Origin of the sequence: Maridesulfovibrio ferrireducens (assembly GCF_900101105.1) — a bacterium.
Taxonomy (GTDB): domain Bacteria; phylum Desulfobacterota; class Desulfovibrionia; order Desulfovibrionales; family Desulfovibrionaceae; genus Maridesulfovibrio; species Maridesulfovibrio ferrireducens.
On record NZ_FNGA01000002.1, the window covers coordinates 216,564 to 235,816 of the forward strand.

The following is a 19,253-nucleotide window of genomic DNA, read 5'->3' on the forward strand; positions in this document are numbered from 1 at the left end:
ATGCCTACTTACAAAAATACCTTATATTCAGTTCCTAAAGCTGTAGCCAACCGCTTAGCCATCTCAATAGAAATAGAACGCTTTCCGTTCTCAATTTCTGAAATATGGTGCTGCTTAGCCCCTATCTTTTCTGCAAGCTGCTTCTGGGTAAGCTCTTCCCTGAGTCTAAGTCCACGCACGGTATCTCCGCTGTGGTGGTCGGGAAAGACCTCATCAAAGCTATATACCTTTTCTCCGTCTTTATTAACGTTTTCAACAGGTATTTCAGCCAGATCAAGAATACTTTTCAACGCAGCATACAACTTTGCAGCACTCGCTTCAGGAACCTTTATACAGAATTCAGCAAATCCTTTTGTAGTCTGCTTTCTCGTGAGTTCCAACATAACGCACCTCTATAATTTTAATTTCATTATCAACGACAGTCCAAACAGCCACATATCGAGGTTTTCCCTTATTCAAATGGCAATGGTAGCTCTCGCTTTTACCTTTAATCTTTCCATAGTTAGGCCAACTGGATCTGACTGGGCCAATCTTAGTCAACTCATCAAGCAAAGCTTCAAAGATTTTAACATATTTCTTGGGGAGTTTTCCCATCTGTTTTCTGACCTTTGCAGTCATGATTGTTGTCCATTTCATAAATCAGAATATACCTAAAAAAGGTATATTTGCCAACTTTATTTTTCAATTTTTTCTCATTTTAAACTTGGAGTTTTAGCATGTCAGATAACAACGCAGAATCACCCTATATAGCCGCCAAAGAAGAATGGTTTGAGCGATACGGCAGTTATATAAAAAGCCGTAACCAGTGGAGAACAGCCGCGCTAGGTCTTATCGCCATTTCTATTCTCTGCCTGACTGGAAACATCATCCAAATCACGCAAAACAAAGTCATTCCTTATGTGGTTGAAGTAGACAAACTCGGCCACTCTGTTGCGGTTAAACGCGCAGATTCTACGGTCAATGTATCCGACCGGATCATACAAGCGGAAATTGCAAATCTAATTGTTAACTGGAGGACAGTGACAGCAGATATCGGCCTTCAAAAAAAGATGGTCACTAAAATGTCTTCGTTTGTAACCGGAGCGGCTCGCGGTGCAACCCGCAGTTGGTACGAAGCCAACAACCCATATGAACGAGGTCAAAAAACTCTCGTTGAAGTCGATATCAAAGGCATCCCTCTTCCTGTCAGCAGTGAAAGCTGGCGCATCGAATGGTTGGAAACAATCCGCAACCATTCCGGTGTGGCCATGTCCAGCACCAAATATGAAGCGACTCTCAAGGTTCGCATTTCTTCCCCAACAACAGACAGCCAAATTATCAGGAATCCTGCCGGTGTTTATATCACCGAATTGTCCTGGGCAAAACTTCTTGAGCAATAGGAGCCGTAATGAACCGAATTATTTTCATATCATTTTGCCTTGTTCTACTAACTTGTAATTCTGTCTCAGCAGCAACTGAGACGGACCAACAAGGGTTAGTAAATAAGGTATTTGCCCAGCACAATCCTGCACCTGAAAAAGATTCAGGTGGAAATGTAGAAATTGCGATAAGCCAACCCGCTCCAGACTATATTAGTAAGACTGACGTTCGTCTGAACAGTAAAGAATGGAAGGCATTAAAACTCTCTAAGGAGTGGATTAATCGCAAAGTAAACCCAATCATGCATAGCAACGGCAAGATCGTTTATGTTTTTGGAGCTACTCTGCCAACCATAATTTGTTCCCCTCTTATGGCTTCTGATCTTGAGTTTCAGTCCGGTGAAAACGTCAATGACGTCATCATCGGAGACACTGCCCGATGGATTGTTGTTGTAGCTCAGTCCGGTCTTTCAGGACGGGAAAGCACTCACCTCGTTATTAAGCCGCTTGATGCAGGGCTTGTAACGACAGCTGTTATCACGACTGACCGCAGAACTTACCATCTTAAGCTTGTCTCCCGCCGCAAGGGATACACTCCATATGTCGCGTTCATTTATCCTGAAGATCAGGAAAAAATACTTAAAGCCAGCCTCAAGAAAAAACGCCGCAAAGAGTCTTGGAAAAGTACAGAAATAGAAGGAAAACCCACGGATCTATCCGCGCTTGATTTTGGCTACTCCATAACAGGAGATGAAGCCAGTTGGAAGCCGATGCGAGTCTACAATGACGGCATCAGAACTTTTATTCAGCTTCCCAGAACATCCACTCAGACTGAAATTCCCGTTCTGCTTGTCGAGAAAGCCGGAGAAGAAGCGATCGTCAATTACAGGGTCAAAGGTAACGCCATGATCGTGGACGAGATCTTTGAAAAAGCAATTCTAGTGGCCGGCACCGGCATGGATCAGGAAAAAGTTGAAATCAAAAGATTGGAAGGCTCCAAATGAGAAATTTAATTATTCTGCTTCTACTGACCATTCCCTTCACAGGCTGCACTGCTTTCAAAATTATGAAGAAGCATGTGACAATCGCAGAACAAACTGCGCCCATGTACGAAGAACACGAAGTTGAGCCTTTGGTTGAAGAAGCCGCGCTCAAAGTTGCAACGCACTACCCTCCCGGCAGAACGGTTTTTCACATGAATGTTTCAGACAATCCTTTCGGAAACCAGTTTGAAAACAATCTGCGTGGCCAAGGATTTCAATTCAGCCCCAAAACCACCGATCCTAATGTCCTGAATGTGAATCAGGTGTTCGACGCCATAGGCAACAGCACCATGTACTACCTTTATATCCAGTCTTCTGACGGCTGGTCATTTGGGCAGGTCTACAATCTTACATTTGAAGGCTTTCAAAAAGCCGGACTCCTTACCCAGACACCCGCCTTTTTTGAATTTGTCGGTGACGATTCTCAGCAAGTGGAATCACCACTCAATGAAAATTGGTCCATTGTTCCCGGTGGACTTAAGAATCAGCTCAAACGCTGGGCAGGCAGGGCAGAATATCAGCTCGTCTGGAAAGCCGGTCACGACTTCCAGATGCAAGCTCACGCCACTTTCAGAGACACATTTCCAAGAGCGGTTAAACGGATGTTTTCCAGAATGCACGCCGGCGGAAATTCCCTGCGCGTAACCATCTATCAAGCAAATAAAGTCATTGAAGTTTGCGAGGATTAGCAATGAAACATTTTATATTATTCATTCTCATTATGTCTCTTTGCAGCTGCGGAGGCTTTAAACCTTCCCCTCAAGAAAGGTCTGTGAAAAGCAGAGCTGCGGCAATGGATTATGCGACCAAAAAGAAAACGGTCAGAGTTGTTCATGCTCCATATCTAGGAGCTATTCCGGTTGAACTGGATGAACATAGATTGCCGGCAGTATTTGCCAGACGGATTACACTGCATGCTTCCGGCAGTGCTTCAGAACTGGCCAAACAAATTAATGAACTTGTTCCCGTCCGCATTGAGGTCGAAAACAGCGGTTCAGCGTCTAATGAAGAAGGCAAACAAGCCGCAAATATAATGAAGTTGAATTATGACGGTAAGCTCAAAGGATTGCTTGATTCTCTGTGTGAATACTTCGGCATGGGCTGGGAATTTGATGATTTAACTTCCAAGGTTGAAATCACGCGCTTTCAGACCAAATCATTCAGCCTTGCCGTTGCTCCCGGCAACATTTCTTACGAATCCATCATTACCAACAAATCACAAACTTCCGGAGGTTCTGCGGACTCAAGCAGTATTGAAGGTGTCGGACAAACCTCAAAGACTTCAGACAGCACCAGCCAAACTTCGCAGACCAACAAAGCCACCTTTGTGGGCGATGTATGGGAAGACACATCCAAGGCCATTTCAACAATGCTTTCAAAAGACGGCCAAGTTGTAGTCAATCAGGCTGCCGGCATGGTCACAGTGACTGATACTTCTACAGCTCTGCGCAGGGTCAGCAAATATATCAAATCTCTGAACATCAAAATGGGCAGGCAGGTTGCTTTGGCCGTTAAAGTCTGGGCTCTGGAATTAAACCATAATGCGGATGCCGGATTCAATCTCGAAACAGCTCTGCAAGCCGGACAAGCAAGTCTCGGGCTTATGGGCGGCCAGCCATACAATACCATTTCCGGAGCAGGAACTCTGACTGCGGCTATTCTTGACGGTTCATGGAAGGACTCAAAACTTGTTCTCAGAGCTTTAAAGCAAAATGGACGCACCACTCTGCTTACTTCCGGATCAGGTATTGTCATGAATAATCAGGCTCTACCTGTTCAGGTTGTTAAGCGTGATTCCTACCTTGCCGGCATGAGCAGCAGCCGTGACAACCAGTCTGTTCAAACCTCAGAACTCACCCCCGGTGAAGTTTCTACCGGATTTTCCATGACGGTTATTCCTCACATTATGAATAATCGAAAAGCAATCCTTCAATACAACATCAATCTTTCATCACTTGATTCTCTTACCGAATTTTCAACAGGAGATATGAAAGTTCAGCTCCCTGAGGTTTCCACTCGCAGTTTCAGCCAGCGCGTAACCATGAAATGCGGACAGACTCTAATTTTGGCCGGTTTTGAACAGGAAACTAATCAGGAATCAAAAGGGTTAGGAATCACTTCCGGCGGGAACAGTCAGAAATACGGAAAGAGCCTCATCATAATCACCATTGAAATGGAAAGTGCGGGAGTCTAATCATGCACACAATAAGGATTAAGAAAAAACAATATGCTGTCGGTTTCTGGTGGCAAATTCTGGATGGAAAAGGCGGCAAAAAGCTACTCATGGAGCAGGCGAGAAAAGTAGCAACTGACTTTTCTGACCGGGAATACAACTATGTAATTGCCAGAAAACAGCAGTTCGGACTCAGTTCAGACTCGGCAAAACTAAATAGAATTCCTTCCTTAGCATGCGCCTTGGTGGAACGATCCAGATCTACTTGGATCGGAATGTTCTGCTTAAGTGATGAAGAAAATCTGTGGTGGGTCTGCGCTGTCAGCAAAAAGACAATTGTTGCTGAAGGCGATCAGTTTTTCAATTCCAGAGAAGAAACTGAAGCTCACTTAAAGAGTCTGAAAACAATGTCGGACTGGGAAAAGAATGAGTTCATCTGCGAAACATTCGGAGACACGCTCAAACACTTTGATGGTCTCATTAAGCCTTCAGAACGAGTCCAGCCACTCTATCCTCAGAAAAATAACGGAAAACTTCTTATACTCGCTGCCGCAGTAGTTCTTACCGTTGCTGGCTTTATTTTTTGGAATGACTACCAAGCCGATCAGCTTGCAGAGCAACAAAGAATCGCGGCTATTAAGGCCCGGACGGAAGCTGAAAAGAATAAAGCTAATTTTAACTCTGATCCCGGCAAGTATTTCACAATGCCGTGGAAAATATCCCCGATGCCTTTAAAATTTGCAGAACCGTTTCTAAAGGCAATGCGAAACACAGAGCCATTCAATAACGGCTGGAAACTGGAAACCATAACCCGCAATGACAAGGGTATTTATATGGCGTGGTCGCATCAGGATGGTGCGGAATTCACCAACCGACCAGGCAACTCATCCTTTGGATCGCGGCCAGATTTGGCAGAAATAAACATAGACTACCCCAAAGGATTAATCCGCCCTGAACAAAAACTGATTAATAAAACTGACGCAACAGCTCACCTTTATGAACTGACTCGTACCCTTGGCGCAAAATTAAATCTTACTTGGAAATCTCCTGAAATAAAGAAGAAAAACAATAAATTCCTGAATAAGCCGTTTGAAATTATTGCTCCATGGATCAAAGGAGAGTGGAAACTTTCCGGCCTTCCTGCCGGCTCTGCAATTTCTGACTTCCTGTTTATTCAGATGGATTCAATCCCCTGTCTGGTGATCTCTGAGATCTCTTTCACTAGAAACCAGTGCTCAATGGAGGGTCAAATTTATGCCAAATATTAAGAAGTTAAAAGGTAGCCGGCTCATTTGGATCTGCGCCTTCATATTAATCGCAGTCATAGCCGGTGCCGGGACCATCATGTTCAACAGCTACAAAATGCAAGCAGACACAAATGTTGTTGATGAACTTGTGGTTTTCAATGCCACACAATCCAACATGACCGCTTTTAATAGAAATAAGACCAGCGCATTCACCCAAAGTTCAAACGGAACTTTTGAGACCGGAATTTCTACAGGAAATTCCAGCAGCACAGACGCGGCTTCGACTTCTTTTTTTGAAGCACTTTCAAATGGAACGACTGAAATATCAGCTCAAACGGAAGAATCGCGCGTTGATCTGAATATGAATAATCCAATTGGCAACTCAACTAATCACTCAATTGGTAATTCAACCAATGAAAACAAAAAAAACAAGTCTTCAGAAACGAGAATTACTCCCCTCAGCTATTTCACCTCGCTGAGATCTCACCTCGAACTGAAGAAACTTGAAGTCGCGATAGCAGAGCAGGAACAAAAGCTGATCAAGCTTCATACTCCTGATCCTGCTGTGATTAAAGCTATTCAGCAAACACCAGCTAGAAAAAAACAATATCGCCCGGTATGGCCGAAGATCATTTCTATTCAAGGAGTGGACGGAAGGCTTTCGGCTACCCTTTCCAGTTCTGCCGGAGTCCAGACAGTGAAAACAGGAAGTAATGCCGGCCCCGGCAAAGTTGCTTCAATAACCCCTTCAACAGTTCTGATCCGTTTTAACGGCAAGAACGTTCCCTTGAAATTCAAGGAGTAAACCATGACCAACAACGAAATACCTAAAGAGCTTCAGGAACGTGTGCTGCTTCTAAACGGCATTATATACATCTCAGCTGAGGTGGCAGACGATGCAGTTTTGATGTCTTTTCTGAGCTATGCGGCACGCAAAGGTTTCAAAGAAACGAAAAGACTTGAAGCTGAAGAATTCCAGAAAATGCGTAAGAAAAATATCACTAAAGCTGAAACCAAGAGCGACATTCAAGATCTCGCAGTTCAGATTATTGCTGATGCTTACGTGCAAGGCGCGTCTGATATTCACATCGGCGATTACGGCCCGTTTGCCTCCATCCAGTTCAGAAAATTGGGAATGTTGCAGAACTACAAGCAGCTAATGGGAGAAATTGGCAGAAAAGTAATTGTTGCAATGTATCAAACCATGTCCAACAGCGCAGATACCACATTTGTCGCGAAAGAAAGACAGGACGGCAGGATTGTAAGCAACGACTTTCTTCCTGCGGACGTTCATTCAATCCGGATTCACACGGAACCGCTCGACTGCTCAATGGCAGAAAACGGGACCGGAACCTTCATGGCGCTGCGCCTTCTTTACGACCGCACAACAGCTAAAGGTAGTTTGCAGGATAGATTGAAAACGCTTGGATTTTCAGATCGCCATATCCGCAGATTTCAGTTTCTCACCCAGCGTTCCGGACTGACTCTTCTTTCAGGTCCGACCGGTCACGGTAAAAGTACACTACTCAAACATATTATGGAGTGCATGGCCGAGGACAATCCGGAAAAGAACTTCCTCGCCATTGAAGATCCACCTGAATATCCGCTTGAAAGGGTAAAGCAGGTTCGGGTCAGCACCAACGAGAAAGATGAAAATCGTGGCGCGGCATATCGCAACGCAATTGCCGGAGCCATGCGTTCTGACCCGGACACCATTATGATTGGTGAAGTCCGTTATCCTGAAGCGGCTTCAGCTGCTCTCGATGCGGCTCAAACCGGACACGGAGTATGGACAACAATTCATGCAAACTCAGCGTTAGGAATCATTCAAAGAATGGTCTCTTTGCTCCGTGCTGCTCAATATCCTGATCCTCTTGAATACCTGTGTGATCACACAGTTCTGTCCGGCCTTCATCATCAAAGGCTTGTGCCGGTGCTTTGTCCGAACTGCAAGATGCCACTTAAAGAAATTACCAAACTTCCAAATGACAATAAATTACGCCTAAAATCACTGCCTGAAGCCGTGCTCAATCGGTTATTCAGAGCAGTTAACAATATGGAAAACGTCAACATCAGGGGTGAAGGTTGTAAACAATGCTCGGGTGTTGGAATTATCGGGCAGACCGTAGCATCTGAAATAGTCACCACTGACCATGTGATCCTGAAAGCGGTACGCACCGGTAATATGGAAGCGGCTTATAAACATTGGAGACATGAACAGAACGGCCAGACCTTTGTCAGCCACGCCATTGACCTAATCGAAGACGGATTGATTGATCCTTATCTGACAGAACGCAGACTTGGTGTACCGCTAAACTATGCCAAGGCTTTTGATGATTTTAACCTTTCATCTTCCGACCTTGATGAACTGGCCGGTGCAAAAAATGTGGAGGCTCCTCATGGTGCTTCCTGAAATTAACAATTTACTGGCTAAGCTTTTCTTCAAGCAGAAAGAACGGATTCGTATCTACCGAAAACTTTCTGCAATGACCAGACACGGAGTCAGCGTTGCCGAGAGTCTGACTTATTTAGAAGAAAGATATGCAAAAATTTACAGTCCGCTAACTCCCGTTCTTACGGAAGTTTCAGCAAGAATAAATTCCGGTAATAAGCTCCATGAAGCTCTGCAAGGATTCATTCCCGCAGAAGAATCTATGCTGATTCAAAGCGGAGTTAATTCCGGAAAACTTTGTGAGGCTCTGGAACTCTCAGTAAAATTAATCAAGGCCAAACTAAAAATCATAAGCAGCATGTGGAAAGCTCTCAGTTATCCATGTCTCTTAATTTGTGCGTTAATTACGCTTCTGCTCGTGCTTTCAAGATACGTCATGCCCAGACTTACCGAGATTTCAGACCCGGCACGATGGCAAGGAAGTGCGCAAACTCTTTATCAAGTAACAAAATTCATAGACTCCACAGCAGGAACTCTGTTCCTCGCCGGAGTAGTCGTATCCTTCCTCGTTTCTCTGGCAACTCTAAAAATATGGACCGGAAAAATCCGCGTCCGTTTTGATAATGTTCCGCCATGGTCCTTTTATCGTCTTATCACCGGTAGTCTCTGGCTCTTCACCCTTTCTACCATGATGGAATCGGGCATTCAGCTTTCACTTGCGATGAACGACATGCTCACCACTCCCAACTCAAGTCCTTGGCTAAAAGAGAGAATGCACTCAATCAAGGCTCAGCTCAATCTGGGTAAAGGTCTTGGGCAGGCCCTGGACGATTCAGGATACCAGTTTCCCGCCAGAACAATCATTGAAGACCTGAGGGTTTATTCAAAACTTCCGGGCTTTGACAGCCAGTTGAAACTCATTGCCGAGGAATGGCTGGATGAGGGCATGGAAACAATCAAAGTTCAGGCCAAAGTCATAAACATGGCGTGCATAATCGGCATCATTTTTATGATTTCCAACATCGTTCTCGCAATGACATCCCTTCAGCAACAACTGGGACAAAACATTCTTTAACAGGAGCAATCATGACTTTATTTGAAACACTCGGCTCACTCCTTATAGCTTTGATCGTGTTTGGCGGATCAGCCTATATGGTCAGGAAATCAATGGATAATGACAAAATATCCACGGCTGAACAAAATATCTCGACCTTTCGGCTTGATCTAAAACAGCTTTATGCCGGCGAGCCGGACTTCACCGGTATTACTACTGAAATTGCGGTGAAAAACAAAATTGTGCCTGACAGCATGCTGAAAAGTAGCGGCGAAATCCGCAATGCATGGAACGGAGCCGTAACCGTAGCGGAAGGAACAGATGCCACTACATTTACGATTACCCAGAACAAAGTTCCTGAATATGCCTGCGTAAAACTGGCAACATTTCAAGCCGGATCATGGGAAACGATCACTGTAAACGGAGTTGAAATAAACCAGGCAAGTGGAATGGTAGCAGCTATAACAAATCAGCTTGCCGACACTAATATCATCGTTTTCACCTCCAACTAGCAGAGGCATTAAATGGTTCTCAAAAGTGTATCATTCACAGATTTGATTCTTCATGAAAGCGGCGAAGCCTTCATGAAGGGGTGCGATAATTGCGACCAGAAGCTTGTTCCTTGTGAAGAAGACACCAAAAAAGAAATTCAAATGCTGCATGGGGAAGTCCTCAAAGTACATGAAGAAAGTGGCCGACACACTTTCAGAATTAAACACGAAGACATTGGTTACAGAGTTGCGCTCTATGAGGGAGTTGTCTGGGGCAGCGGGAAAGTTTTCTTCCTACGCAGAATTCAGGAAAAGGTTTCTGCCTTCACGGAACTTGGATTGCCCGAAGCTCTTTCAGAATGGCTTCTAAATTCAAACCAAAGTAAAGGGCTTGTTCTTTTTACCGGAGCGCAGGCTTCAGGAAAAACCTTCAGTGCTTCATCACTTGTGGCGACACGGCTTTCAACTCTTGGAGGCCATGCCGTCAGTTTTGAAAACCCTGCGGAAATGCCTCTGGATGGGAAACATGGAAAATTCGGATTCTGCTTTCAGGCCGAGATTGATCATGAAGAGGATCTGGCTGAAGCCATCGAACGCTCGCACCGTTTCGCCTCTCCTAACATCATTTATATAGGAGAAATCCGCAGCAAACACGCCGCCAGTGAAGCGTTGCGCGTCTGCCTCGGCTCCGATCAACAAATAGTTGTGGCCACCTTGCATGGCTTTGACCTTGTAACGGCTCTTGAAAGACTGGTCACTATGGCCCGCGAAATTGACGGAGATATTGCCAGTCAAAATCTTGCTCAAGGTCTTCTGGCTGTTGTCCATCAACAACTTGAACATATTGACGGAAAAACAGTTCTTCACGTCCCTCAGTTCCTGCTGGCTCCTTTCAATGAAAACTTCAAAGGACTCCGTGCAAAAATAAAAAACGGTGAACTGGCGGGATTACAGGAGGAAATGCGTGAACAGAGAAACCGCATTCAATTCGGAGGGCTGGAAGCATTATGCAAGGGTTAGCTGTTCTATTTTGCCTTCTCGGAGCCATCGCTCTGGCCAGTCCAGAAATGCCAACCCCGAGAAATTCACCTAAGGCTGAATCTATAGCTGTAAATTACGCAATCTATCGCAATGCGGTGAATAACTTTGTGACAAGTAATTCATCCATAACAACTGGTGAAGTTCCCGCTTCTAATCTCTCAATTCCAACCGGTTGGAAACCCATGCGTGCATGGGCCAACCGGCTGGATAGCGGGAATTGTTACGTGTGGGGAGCTGTACAGGGAAACGAATCTGAAGAAATCAGAAAAATTTTCATGGGCAGTTTTGCCATCGGAGTTAAACGAAACGGTTTTCTGGCCAACGCTCACGGAGCGGACACTGCTCTGCCGTCTTTCATTCCTGAAAACAGCATTGTCAGCGTCATCACCCAGTAGGAGATAGTTATGAAAGCTAATCGTAAAAACAAACAGGCCGGCTTCGGGCTTTTAGAAGTGTTGGCGGGACTTACTATTTTCATGCTTATGCTTCCCATGCTTACAGACCTCATGGACCGGGGCGTGGAGTCGGTCAAACAGCACAATGTCAGCTCCCATTTATCGAGCGTAATGGATGCTGCGTCCTCATATGCCAAAGAAAATTATGCTGGACTGATAACTTCTTCGACAGCAACCGAAGCAACTCAGATCACAATGGCTCAGCTTCGAACAGACGATTTCCTATCTTCTGGCTTTAAAAATCTGAACGGATGGGGCCAACGGTACGGAATATATGTCCTTGAACCAACCGCAGGCGATCTGCAAGTTTTAGTGCTGACATATGGCGGCCGCACTCATTCAGAAAAAAGCAAAAAATTCAGCGCAGCCATTGTTCCAGCCACTGCCGCCATGGTCGGGGGCGCAGGAGGTTACATCCCCGTTGGAGACCTTCCTGGACAAAGTGTAACCGAGCTCAGAGGTTCTTACGGTGGCTGGACTATAAATTTAGCATCAACAAATATCCCCATCCCTGCCGCCGGACATATCGGAGGAAGAGCTTTCCTGCGTGAAGAGGATATTGGAAAAGATTTTCTCTATCGCGTTGAAGTTCCCGGTCATCCTGAACTGAACGAAATGTCCACCGAGCTGGATATGACTGATCACGCCATTGAAGGTGTGAAAGAAATTAAGTTCGAAGAACACACTCTTGCGGATATCGACACCACAGGATTTTGTAATGATGCAGACAAAAACGGGCGTGTTTTCCTTGATCCGGCAGTAGGTCTTTATATCTGCCGCAACGGACAGCCCGAAGTCATAGCCGACACAGGCAATTCTCAGTTTCTCAAAGGGGCAACCATTGCGGTTGATGGCGAACTAATCCCCAAACCAATCTGCCCGCCCGGCATTACCTCAGATTCTCAGATTTTCGTAGCTCCATCAATCTTTGCTGAAGGGCCGATTTCAAAAGCCATTGTAGCTGTCCAGTCATGGGCCACTGACGTTGGAGACAACTGGCAGGTCCATTTACGCATTCGCACCGCTGACACAGGAGATACATGGATAATTCCTCCTGCTGGATACGGAAAAGTCATGGTCCTCACAACCTGTAATTAAAGGAGAAAATCATGAAATTCACACACAACATTATATCTAAATATCTTTTCCTTTTTCTGCTTCTTCTCTTCGTTTCCGTGCATTCCTCCGCAATAGCAGGAGACGCAACAAGCTTTGATCCGACAAGTGTAGCTGTTGAACCTAAAGCCATCAGCGGAGTACCAATCGGCGGAGTTATTCCATGGACATCTGGAACTGTTCCAGAAGGATTTCTTGAATGTAACGGTCAATCCACGTCAGGATATACGGACCTCGCGGCAATAGTAGGTGGTACCGTTCCTGATCTCCGGGGTGAATTTATTCGAGGCTGGGATCACGGCAAGGGAGTTGATAGCGGCCGAGCTATTAAAAGTAGCCAAAACTCCGCCATGGAAAGCCATTCTCATCAAACCACAATTACTGTTTCAGGTAGTGGAATTGTGCGGGGAGCAACCAAAAGTATGATGGTTAGTGCCGGAGGTTTCCTGACAGGTGCGGGAACCCCGGCAAATCAGGCTATATCTTTTTCCGCTTCAGGAACCGGAACCTCGACTCCCGCCGGAAGTGGAACAGAGAACCGTCCACGCAATTATTCCATGATGTATATCATCAAGGCTGAGTAGGAATTTATCATGTCAGATTCTCCTAACAGCCTAACGCGCCCCAAGATAAAAATAACTAAATTAGACAGCAAAATTTTATATATTGCTGTGGCAATCGGAGTTTTGCTGGTCATAATTCTGATCTATGCGGTCAACACCTCCACAAGCAAAAATGAAAAGCAAGCTCAGAATATTATTAACCCCATATTTGAAACGGACATGAAGCAACCAATTACAGCACCTGAAAATGCAAATGGTCTGTCCCTACCTCAGAAGAAGGAAGAGGAAAAAGCACCACTAGAGATTGAGACTGAAAAACCTCTTGTCACAGTTGTGAGGCCCAAAGGTCCATCTGAGGCTGAAAAGCAAAGAGTAAAAGAATTGCAGGAAGTTCGTTCATTCAAATTCGACAGAATGCGAGCGGCGTTAACGGCACCGCTTAAGGTGGAAACATCTAGTACTAACAAAAAACAAAATCAAATTGTGCAGACTTCTTTCGATGATGTTCGGTCCCGTCATCCTCTTACAGCTTCTGGAACAATCGCTGGAATCAACGGAGAACCTGACGAACGAAAGGAAAAGGAAGAATTCCTTAACGCACGCGCTGCACAAAAAGATTCATGGCGATTGCCATACGAAAGAGTTCCGGGCGCAAGATGTGAACTGAAAACAGGATCAGTAATAACAGGCATCATGATATCCGGCATTAATTCAGATCTCCCCGGTCAGATCATAGGACAGGTGAGCAAAAATATTTATGACACTGCAACTGGAACCTACATGCTTATTCCGCAAGGCTCCCGCATGGTCGGAGTCTATGATTCACGGGTAGCTGTCGGACAGTCTCGAGTGCTGGTTGCATGGAACCGCATAATCTTTCCTGACGGGTCTTCCATCACTCTCGGGGTTATGCCCGGTACGGATATCGGAGGCTACGCCGGCTATTCAGGAGATGTGGATAACCATTACCTGAAAACATTCGGTTCAGCGGCAATCATGAGTTTGATAAGCGGTGGTACGGCCTATGCCATGGACTCTTTCAACAAGAGTTCTTCTTCAAACCAGACTCCAACTCTACAAGATGAACTCGGATCAGCTGTTGCCAGTCAATTAGGACAATCTACCCTTCAGTTACTCCAAATGAATGTGAAGCTGAAGCCGGCTATTTCCACCGAACCGGGCAAAAGGTTCAATATGGTTGTTACCAAAGATATCGTCTTCGCCCGTCCATACAGACCATACAGGAGTTAAAAATGAACAACCAATACGGACTCGGAGAAAGCAAAAAAAAGAAACATAAATGGCTGCCTTATCTGCTGTTTATGTTTGTAGTCACCCTTATGGCCATGCTCTATGCAACTCAGAATACAGCAGAACTCTACGGATACCATCAGGCTCTAGGTAAACCTGTATATAAACAATTTTACTGGCCGTGGATGATTGTAATCTGGATGCAAAAACTTGCTCCTAATGAGCCTCTGGACCGGATTATAGCGATGGCCCAAATAATTTTTATCGCTCCTCAAGTTATAGTTATTGGGTTCTCTCAATTTTTCTTAAGGAAACCCGAAGGAGTCAGCGATATCCACGGCACAGCTCACTGGGCCAGCAAAAAAGAAATTACTAAGGCCGGTCTGCTCGAAAGCACAGGAGTTTATGTGGGTGGGTGGCAAAACAAGAACGTTCTCAACTATCTGCGCCATAACGGACCTGAACACATTATGGTTTTTGCTCCTACACGTTCAGGTAAAGGAGTAGGCCTTGTTCTACCCACTCTGCTCTCATGGGATGAAAGCTCAATTGTTCTCGATATCAAAGGTGAAAACTGGGCTTTAACTTCCGGCTGGAGAAAATCTCAGGGGCACAAAGTTCTTAAATTTGACCCGACTAATACTTCCGGAAAATCTGCAAGATACAACCCTCTTTCCGAAGTAAGGCTGGACGGCCCGCAGGCTATTCCTGATGCCCAGAATATTGCCAACATGATTGTTGATCCGGATGGTAAAGGTCTCAAGGATTACTGGAACAAGGCGGCATTCGGCTTTCTAGGAGGAGCTATTCTTCATTGCATGATACTGCTTCGTATCACATCCGGACAGCACGCTACACTTAATGATCTTTCCCTGATGCTTGCTGATGAAGACAAGGAAATGACTGAACTTTTCGATGAGATGCTCCATATCGAACATGACAACTTATTGATTGAACTTTTCGGCCCTGAAATCACAGAATCAGCCGTTGCTATCAAAAAATTTATTTCAGCTGCCGCAAGAGAAATGCTCAACAAATCTGGCGCTGAGCTTTCCGGAGTTGTCTCAACTGCGGTAGCGAACATGGCTCTTTATAGAGATCCGGTTGTTGCACGCTCCACTTCCGGATGCGATTTTAGAATCACAGACCTAATGAATAATGAATCTCCTATTTCTCTTTATCTCGTAATCCGTCCCTCAGACATTGACCGCTTACGCCCACTGATCAGACTCATTTTAAATATGGTCCTGCGCCGGCTTACTGAAAATATGGAATTTCAAAACGGCAGTGTTAAGGAAAGTTACAAGCACCGCCTTCTACTCATGCTCGATGAGTTCACCTCATTAGGCAAAATGGAAATATTTGAGCGGGCCTTGGCATTCATGGCCGGCTACGGAATCAAAGCCTACATAATAGTTCAAGATCTCACACAGCTTCAATCTGCTTACGGCAGGGATGAATCAATAATGAGCAACTGCCATTTAAGGATTGCATACGCCCCTAACAAAATCGAAACAGCAAAAACTCTCTCCGAAATGACAGGTAAAAGAACTGTCATCCAAAATAAGACTTCTCTTTCCGGAAGCAGATCAGGCCACCTTGGACGCGCAAGTGTCAGCATTTCTGAGGTTGCACGGCCACTGCTTACTCCCGATGAATGTATGCGCCTTCCAGGGGCGGAAAAAAACCGTGACGGAAATATAGTACGGCCCGGAGCTATGCTCATCTTTCCCGCCGGATTTGCGCCCATCTACGGCAAACAGATTCTTTTCTTTCTTGATCCTGAATTTCTTAAAAGGGCCAAGATTACAGCCCCTGACAAGTCAGACATTCTCGCAGAAATTGTCCCCTGCAAAGAAAAACCTGCAAAGACAGAGACTCAAACTAAAACCGAAGCCGACCGCAAAGAACTCGACGACCTCATTGAAGAGACAGAAGTCCATGAAGAATGCTGACATTACAAAATTACTCCCGGTGCGCTTCCCGCGTGAAGCGTGCAGGACTTGCCCTAACTGCGCCACTTGGATGGCCAGTCACGGTTCCAGAAAAACAGGCCGCCCCGGTTGCCCACTCTGTCATGGAGACGGACGGGTTCCGTATATGTACCTGCCTCCTGAACGAGTCTCCGGACGGCAGCTTACCGTGATTGAGCAAGGAAACACCCCCGTACTTATGCCTCTGTTCGGAGAGTGCAAAGAACCGGGAAAACATAGAGCTATGAAAATGGGCTCACAAGTCCGCTGCCCTGGCTGCGATGACCTTTGCGTAATGCCTGACAATATTCAGGCCGGCGATTTGATTACAACTGACCTTAGTAAAAAAAGGAGGAGCCATGAATTTTATTCCCTCAAAACCGCTCTCTGATCTGGCAAAAGCACCTCTGAAAATTTATCTGGCGTGCCCGTACACACACCCTGATCCGGAAGTACGAACGAGCCGCTATGAAGCTGTAAATATTGCCGCCGCAAAAATCATTGTCGCTGGTCATATTGTTTATTCGCCAATTTCTCATTCACACGGAATAACAAATACAGGATTGCCCATGGATTGGACTTTTTGGAAACGCATTGATCAGGAATTTATACGCTGGGCGGATCAGGTCTGGATTCTTAAACTCGAAGGTTGGGAACAATCGCACGGGATTGGGGCTGAACTTGAATTAGCCGCAAATGAACTCAAGGTAGTCAGATTTGTTTCTCCAGAACATTGCAACGTATCCTCTTTCTAAGGAATCAGGTTCTGACATGACTTCAACGGCACGGGAATACTACCCACCAAATGGTTCTGATACCAATGGTGATCGACATCAGAAACATGCTGATACCGATCACCTGAAAAAGCTTATGCGCCGTGACATAGCCACCTTTTACAATGGGCTCTCCGGAACAGCCAGAAGGATACTTGCCGCCCTTATTAAGTCTGCTCCGGCAATGGATGCGCCTTATTCTATTGTCATTTCCCGTCTTCAATATGCGGCAAGATGCAGTAAATTAAGCGTGCTAAGAACCTTTCCTAAAGGTGAAGAAGCTGGACTTTTCTGTAGAGAAATAAACAGCTCTGGACGCAGGCACGGGACAATAATCACTCTTTATAAAGAACGCTGCGAATACTTCATTAGCCTGTTCAAACATGAATACGGCCTGCTCGCTGATACCGATCATGATTGGTATCAAGGGCAAAATGTTACCAAAGGTGATCGGTATCAACCTAACATTGGTAACAGCCAAAAACAAAGTTCCAAAAGTAAGGGTTCCGCACTGGCTATATTGAATTATTCTGACAGAATTGATGCTCTGTTTTCTCGTCTATCCGATCAGGGTAAGCGAGTGTTTGGTATCATCTGCTCATACTCAAAAGAAGCGGCGCAAAACGAAATAGGTCTTGTAATTCAATCAATTGCCAGAGACGCGGCATGCAGCGAAGTCACAGCTCGCAGGGTAATCAAACACGGCCATGAAGCTGGGATTTATTCTAAAAGAATTCACGAACGCGGCCCCCGTTTTGGTATTATTCTACAATTGAATAATGAGCCTATTGCTCGTATTCAGGAACTGTTAAATACGTTCCCACCACAAATTGATACCAATACTGATCGGTATCAATCAGGTGTTACCAGTCATGACCGGTATCATGACCGCAATGATACCAATCTTGATACCAAAGGTGATCGGTATCATGTTACCAATGCTGATTCATTAGCAAAACAACCCGTTATCCCTTGTAGTTCAAGCCTTAACACAAATCAGAATCACTCTTTTGATACCAAAGGTGATCGGTATCAAAATCCACCCTTCTTAGATAGACAGATAAAAAATCTATCTAATTCTGAAGAATCTGAAGAGGAAAAATGGACGCGCCGGTTGTTATCAATCAGCCGCGATGATTTTCAAATCCTCTGGCCAAGACTGCACAGTGAAAGATTTGGTCCAGATCAGATCCGCCAGATCGTCGAACACCGGCTTTCTTTCGGTGAAACAATCCTCGACATCGAAGAATCTCTGCACGCAGCGCACTGGGAACTTGAAAAGGGAACCTTCCCTGAAGCCCGCAAAGGAATCTGCAATTATCTATTCGCAACACTGAAATCAAAGGGAACATGGCGCAGGCCTGTTGGATTTTTAACCCCGAATGAACAAGCTCTTGCAAATGCAAAGAAAGCCGATAACACCCGCGCTGAACTGAAAAATATTGAAAAGCAGAAAATTGAAAAGGCTGAACAAGATCTACAAAATCAGGACTTTGAAAGCTGGCTTAACTCGCTGGATGATTCGGAAATTGAATCCATTGATTTAAAATGCCCCCTGAATACCAGCAGTGAAACGGCAAAACGCAGTTGGCGTAAGACTTACTGGACCAAGAATGTTCAAGAGGTCGCAGCGTGAAAAGTCTCGTCCTGACTCTTTTCTTCTGCCATAGCGTGGCAATCATTTTTCTCATTCACGAAGTTGGCTACCGCGTCAACTTCACTGAATCCATGCCCCGTGGCATTTACCAGATTATTCCCGGTAAGCCGGCTAAGGGAGATCTGGTTACTTTCAGTCTCCGTGAAGACAATCCATATTTTCAAATTTCGCTTAATCGTAAATATCTAGGGCTAAACACAAACAGTCCTCTCCTAAAAATCCTGATTGGAACCGCAGGCGACAATATAAAAATTTCAAGCACGGGCGTGTCTGTGAATAACATGTTGCTTCCACGCAGCAGACAGAAACGATCTGACAACTACGGAAAAAAACTTCCAGTGCTACTCCATTCTACAATTATCCCCACTGCAAAAGGTCTAGTCATGTCCACTCATAACGAGAACAGCTTCGATGGCCGTTACTTCGGACTGGTGGACGTGAACCAAATGCAGAGGGTCATTCCCGTTTTAATCTTTACTCCGGAGGATAAAACTATCACTGAATACTCCTGCCCGAAATGTGGATGCAAGTTAGCCCACTTATCGCCAACCAATGAAAAAAAATCCCGCTGGATTTGTAACGGCTATCCAGCTTGTGACTATTGGACATCAACACCGGAAGATAAAGTTGATGACTTCACTGATGTCGCACAAACAAAGGAATAAT

Annotated in this window: 21 protein-coding genes; 19 read left to right on the forward strand and 2 right to left on the reverse strand. The window is 45.2% G+C overall.

The window, feature by feature from the left end; translation table 11 throughout:
- Positions 1 to 8: 8 nt before the first annotated feature.
- A complete protein-coding gene (locus BLT41_RS05815; protein ID WP_092159241.1) occupies positions 9 to 383 on the reverse strand; it encodes a helix-turn-helix transcriptional regulator in 375 nt (124 codons plus the stop codon).
- On the reverse strand, positions 340 to 636 hold the full coding sequence (locus BLT41_RS05820) for a cytotoxic translational repressor of toxin-antitoxin stability system (RefSeq protein ID WP_092159242.1): 297 nt from the start codon (positions 634 to 636) through the stop codon (positions 340 to 342). Before BLT41_RS05820 ends, BLT41_RS05815 begins: the two co-directional genes overlap by 44 nt.
- 80 nt (positions 637 to 716) lie before the next feature.
- On the opposite strand from BLT41_RS05820, the gene BLT41_RS05825 reads away from it, so the two are divergent.
- From BLT41_RS05825 to traF, 19 genes are read left to right on the forward strand one after another with little or no spacing between them, the layout of a single operon-like run.
- Positions 717 to 1,379 carry a VirB8 family type IV secretion system protein gene (locus BLT41_RS05825; RefSeq protein WP_092159243.1) on the forward strand — a complete coding sequence of 221 codons (663 nt, stop codon included), beginning with the start codon at positions 717 to 719 and terminating at the stop codon, positions 1,377 to 1,379.
- 8 nt (positions 1,380 to 1,387) lie between these two features.
- The gene (gene trbG / locus BLT41_RS05830; RefSeq protein WP_092159244.1) at positions 1,388 to 2,362 is read left to right on the forward strand and encodes a P-type conjugative transfer protein TrbG; all 975 of its coding nucleotides are present in this window, start codon (positions 1,388 to 1,390) and stop codon (positions 2,360 to 2,362) included.
- Positions 2,359 to 3,090, forward strand: coding sequence for a TcpQ domain-containing protein (locus tag BLT41_RS05835; RefSeq protein ID WP_092159245.1), 732 nt, complete (start codon positions 2,359 to 2,361; stop codon positions 3,088 to 3,090). The genes trbG and BLT41_RS05835 overlap by 4 nt, the downstream gene beginning before the upstream one ends.
- Positions 3,091 to 3,092: 2 nt before the next feature.
- Positions 3,093 to 4,595: a type II secretory pathway component PulD-like protein gene (locus tag BLT41_RS05840; RefSeq protein WP_092159246.1), complete on the forward strand. Its 1,503-nt coding sequence runs from the start codon at positions 3,093 to 3,095 to the stop codon at positions 4,593 to 4,595.
- Between the two features lie 2 nt (positions 4,596 to 4,597).
- A complete protein-coding gene (gene pilO2, locus BLT41_RS05845; protein WP_092159248.1) occupies positions 4,598 to 5,842 on the forward strand; it encodes a type 4b pilus protein PilO2 in 1,245 nt (414 codons plus the stop codon).
- The gene (locus BLT41_RS05850; RefSeq protein WP_092159250.1) at positions 5,829 to 6,626 is read left to right on the forward strand and encodes a hypothetical protein; all 798 of its coding nucleotides are present in this window, start codon (positions 5,829 to 5,831) and stop codon (positions 6,624 to 6,626) included. The genes pilO2 and BLT41_RS05850 overlap by 14 nt, the downstream gene beginning before the upstream one ends.
- A gap of 3 nt (positions 6,627 to 6,629) precedes the next feature.
- Positions 6,630 to 8,234 carry a GspE/PulE family protein gene (locus tag BLT41_RS05855; protein ID WP_092159251.1) on the forward strand — a complete coding sequence of 535 codons (1,605 nt, stop codon included), beginning with the start codon at positions 6,630 to 6,632 and terminating at the stop codon, positions 8,232 to 8,234.
- A complete protein-coding gene (locus BLT41_RS05860; protein ID WP_092159252.1) occupies positions 8,221 to 9,288 on the forward strand; it encodes a type II secretion system F family protein in 1,068 nt (355 codons plus the stop codon). The genes BLT41_RS05855 and BLT41_RS05860 overlap by 14 nt, the downstream gene beginning before the upstream one ends.
- A gap of 11 nt (positions 9,289 to 9,299) precedes the next feature.
- Complete coding sequence (locus BLT41_RS05865) at positions 9,300 to 9,779, forward strand: type 4 pilus major pilin (protein ID WP_092159253.1); 480 nt, start codon at positions 9,300 to 9,302, stop codon at positions 9,777 to 9,779.
- Positions 9,780 to 9,791: 12 nt separating this feature from the next.
- On the forward strand, positions 9,792 to 10,778 hold the full coding sequence (locus BLT41_RS05870; protein ID WP_092159254.1) for an ATPase, T2SS/T4P/T4SS family: 987 nt from the start codon (positions 9,792 to 9,794) through the stop codon (positions 10,776 to 10,778).
- Positions 10,766 to 11,194 (forward strand): type IV pilus biogenesis protein PilM, encoded by a 429-nt coding sequence (pilM, locus tag BLT41_RS05875; RefSeq protein ID WP_092159255.1) that lies wholly within the window; start codon positions 10,766 to 10,768, stop codon positions 11,192 to 11,194. Before BLT41_RS05870 ends, pilM begins: the two co-directional genes overlap by 13 nt.
- A 9-nt stretch (positions 11,195 to 11,203) precedes the next feature.
- On the forward strand, positions 11,204 to 12,352 hold the full coding sequence (pilV, locus tag BLT41_RS05880; protein ID WP_092159257.1) for a shufflon system plasmid conjugative transfer pilus tip adhesin PilV: 1,149 nt from the start codon (positions 11,204 to 11,206) through the stop codon (positions 12,350 to 12,352).
- 11 nt (positions 12,353 to 12,363) lie between these two features.
- Positions 12,364 to 12,954: a phage tail protein gene (locus BLT41_RS05885; protein WP_092159259.1), complete on the forward strand. Its 591-nt coding sequence runs from the start codon at positions 12,364 to 12,366 to the stop codon at positions 12,952 to 12,954.
- A 9-nt stretch (positions 12,955 to 12,963) separates the two neighbouring features.
- Positions 12,964 to 14,184 carry a TrbI/VirB10 family protein gene (locus tag BLT41_RS05890; protein WP_092159261.1) on the forward strand — a complete coding sequence of 407 codons (1,221 nt, stop codon included), beginning with the start codon at positions 12,964 to 12,966 and terminating at the stop codon, positions 14,182 to 14,184.
- A gap of 2 nt (positions 14,185 to 14,186) precedes the next feature.
- The gene (locus tag BLT41_RS05895; RefSeq protein WP_092159263.1) at positions 14,187 to 16,139 is read left to right on the forward strand and encodes a type IV secretory system conjugative DNA transfer family protein; all 1,953 of its coding nucleotides are present in this window, start codon (positions 14,187 to 14,189) and stop codon (positions 16,137 to 16,139) included.
- The gene (locus tag BLT41_RS05900; RefSeq protein WP_092159265.1) at positions 16,126 to 16,548 is read left to right on the forward strand and encodes a hypothetical protein; all 423 of its coding nucleotides are present in this window, start codon (positions 16,126 to 16,128) and stop codon (positions 16,546 to 16,548) included. Before BLT41_RS05895 ends, BLT41_RS05900 begins: the two co-directional genes overlap by 14 nt.
- Positions 16,517 to 16,912: a DUF1937 family protein gene (locus BLT41_RS05905; protein WP_092159267.1), complete on the forward strand. Its 396-nt coding sequence runs from the start codon at positions 16,517 to 16,519 to the stop codon at positions 16,910 to 16,912. Before BLT41_RS05900 ends, BLT41_RS05905 begins: the two co-directional genes overlap by 32 nt.
- Positions 16,875 to 18,566: a hypothetical protein gene (locus BLT41_RS05910; protein ID WP_244512202.1), complete on the forward strand. Its 1,692-nt coding sequence runs from the start codon at positions 16,875 to 16,877 to the stop codon at positions 18,564 to 18,566. Before BLT41_RS05905 ends, BLT41_RS05910 begins: the two co-directional genes overlap by 38 nt.
- The gene (gene traF, locus BLT41_RS05915; RefSeq protein WP_092159271.1) at positions 18,563 to 19,252 is read left to right on the forward strand and encodes a conjugative transfer signal peptidase TraF; all 690 of its coding nucleotides are present in this window, start codon (positions 18,563 to 18,565) and stop codon (positions 19,250 to 19,252) included. The genes BLT41_RS05910 and traF overlap by 4 nt, the downstream gene beginning before the upstream one ends.
- Position 19,253 lies beyond the last annotated feature (1 nt).

Bases quoted from the DNA above. Each gene is read 5' to 3' on its own strand.
- BLT41_RS05905 (WP_092159267.1), top strand. From the start codon at position 16,517: ATGAATTTTATTCCCTCAAAACCGCTCTCTGATCTGGCAAAAGCACCT.
- BLT41_RS05890 (WP_092159261.1), top strand. From the start codon at position 12,964: ATGTCAGATTCTCCTAACAGCCTAACGCGCCCCAAGATAAAAATAACT.
- pilV (WP_092159257.1), top strand. From the start codon at position 11,204: ATGAAAGCTAATCGTAAAAACAAACAGGCCGGCTTCGGGCTTTTAGAA.
- pilO2 (WP_092159248.1), top strand. From the start codon at position 4,598: ATGCACACAATAAGGATTAAGAAAAAACAATATGCTGTCGGTTTCTGG.
- trbG (WP_092159244.1), top strand. From the start codon at position 1,388: ATGAACCGAATTATTTTCATATCATTTTGCCTTGTTCTACTAACTTGT.
- BLT41_RS05900 (WP_092159265.1), top strand. From the start codon at position 16,126: ATGAAGAATGCTGACATTACAAAATTACTCCCGGTGCGCTTCCCGCGT.
- BLT41_RS05860 (WP_092159252.1), top strand. From the start codon at position 8,221: ATGGTGCTTCCTGAAATTAACAATTTACTGGCTAAGCTTTTCTTCAAG.
- BLT41_RS05865 (WP_092159253.1), top strand. From the start codon at position 9,300: ATGACTTTATTTGAAACACTCGGCTCACTCCTTATAGCTTTGATCGTG.
- BLT41_RS05855 (WP_092159251.1), top strand. From the start codon at position 6,630: ATGACCAACAACGAAATACCTAAAGAGCTTCAGGAACGTGTGCTGCTT.
- pilM (WP_092159255.1), top strand. From the start codon at position 10,766: ATGCAAGGGTTAGCTGTTCTATTTTGCCTTCTCGGAGCCATCGCTCTG.
- BLT41_RS05885 (WP_092159259.1), top strand. From the start codon at position 12,364: ATGAAATTCACACACAACATTATATCTAAATATCTTTTCCTTTTTCTG.
- BLT41_RS05850 (WP_092159250.1), top strand. From the start codon at position 5,829: ATGCCAAATATTAAGAAGTTAAAAGGTAGCCGGCTCATTTGGATCTGC.
- BLT41_RS05895 (WP_092159263.1), top strand. From the start codon at position 14,187: ATGAACAACCAATACGGACTCGGAGAAAGCAAAAAAAAGAAACATAAA.
- BLT41_RS05820 (WP_092159242.1), bottom strand. From the start codon at position 636: ATGAAATGGACAACAATCATGACTGCAAAGGTCAGAAAACAGATGGGA.
- BLT41_RS05870 (WP_092159254.1), top strand. From the start codon at position 9,792: ATGGTTCTCAAAAGTGTATCATTCACAGATTTGATTCTTCATGAAAGC.
- BLT41_RS05815 (WP_092159241.1), bottom strand. From the start codon at position 383: ATGTTGGAACTCACGAGAAAGCAGACTACAAAAGGATTTGCTGAATTC.
- BLT41_RS05825 (WP_092159243.1), top strand. From the start codon at position 717: ATGTCAGATAACAACGCAGAATCACCCTATATAGCCGCCAAAGAAGAA.
- BLT41_RS05840 (WP_092159246.1), top strand. From the start codon at position 3,093: ATGAAACATTTTATATTATTCATTCTCATTATGTCTCTTTGCAGCTGC.
- BLT41_RS05835 (WP_092159245.1), top strand. From the start codon at position 2,359: ATGAGAAATTTAATTATTCTGCTTCTACTGACCATTCCCTTCACAGGC.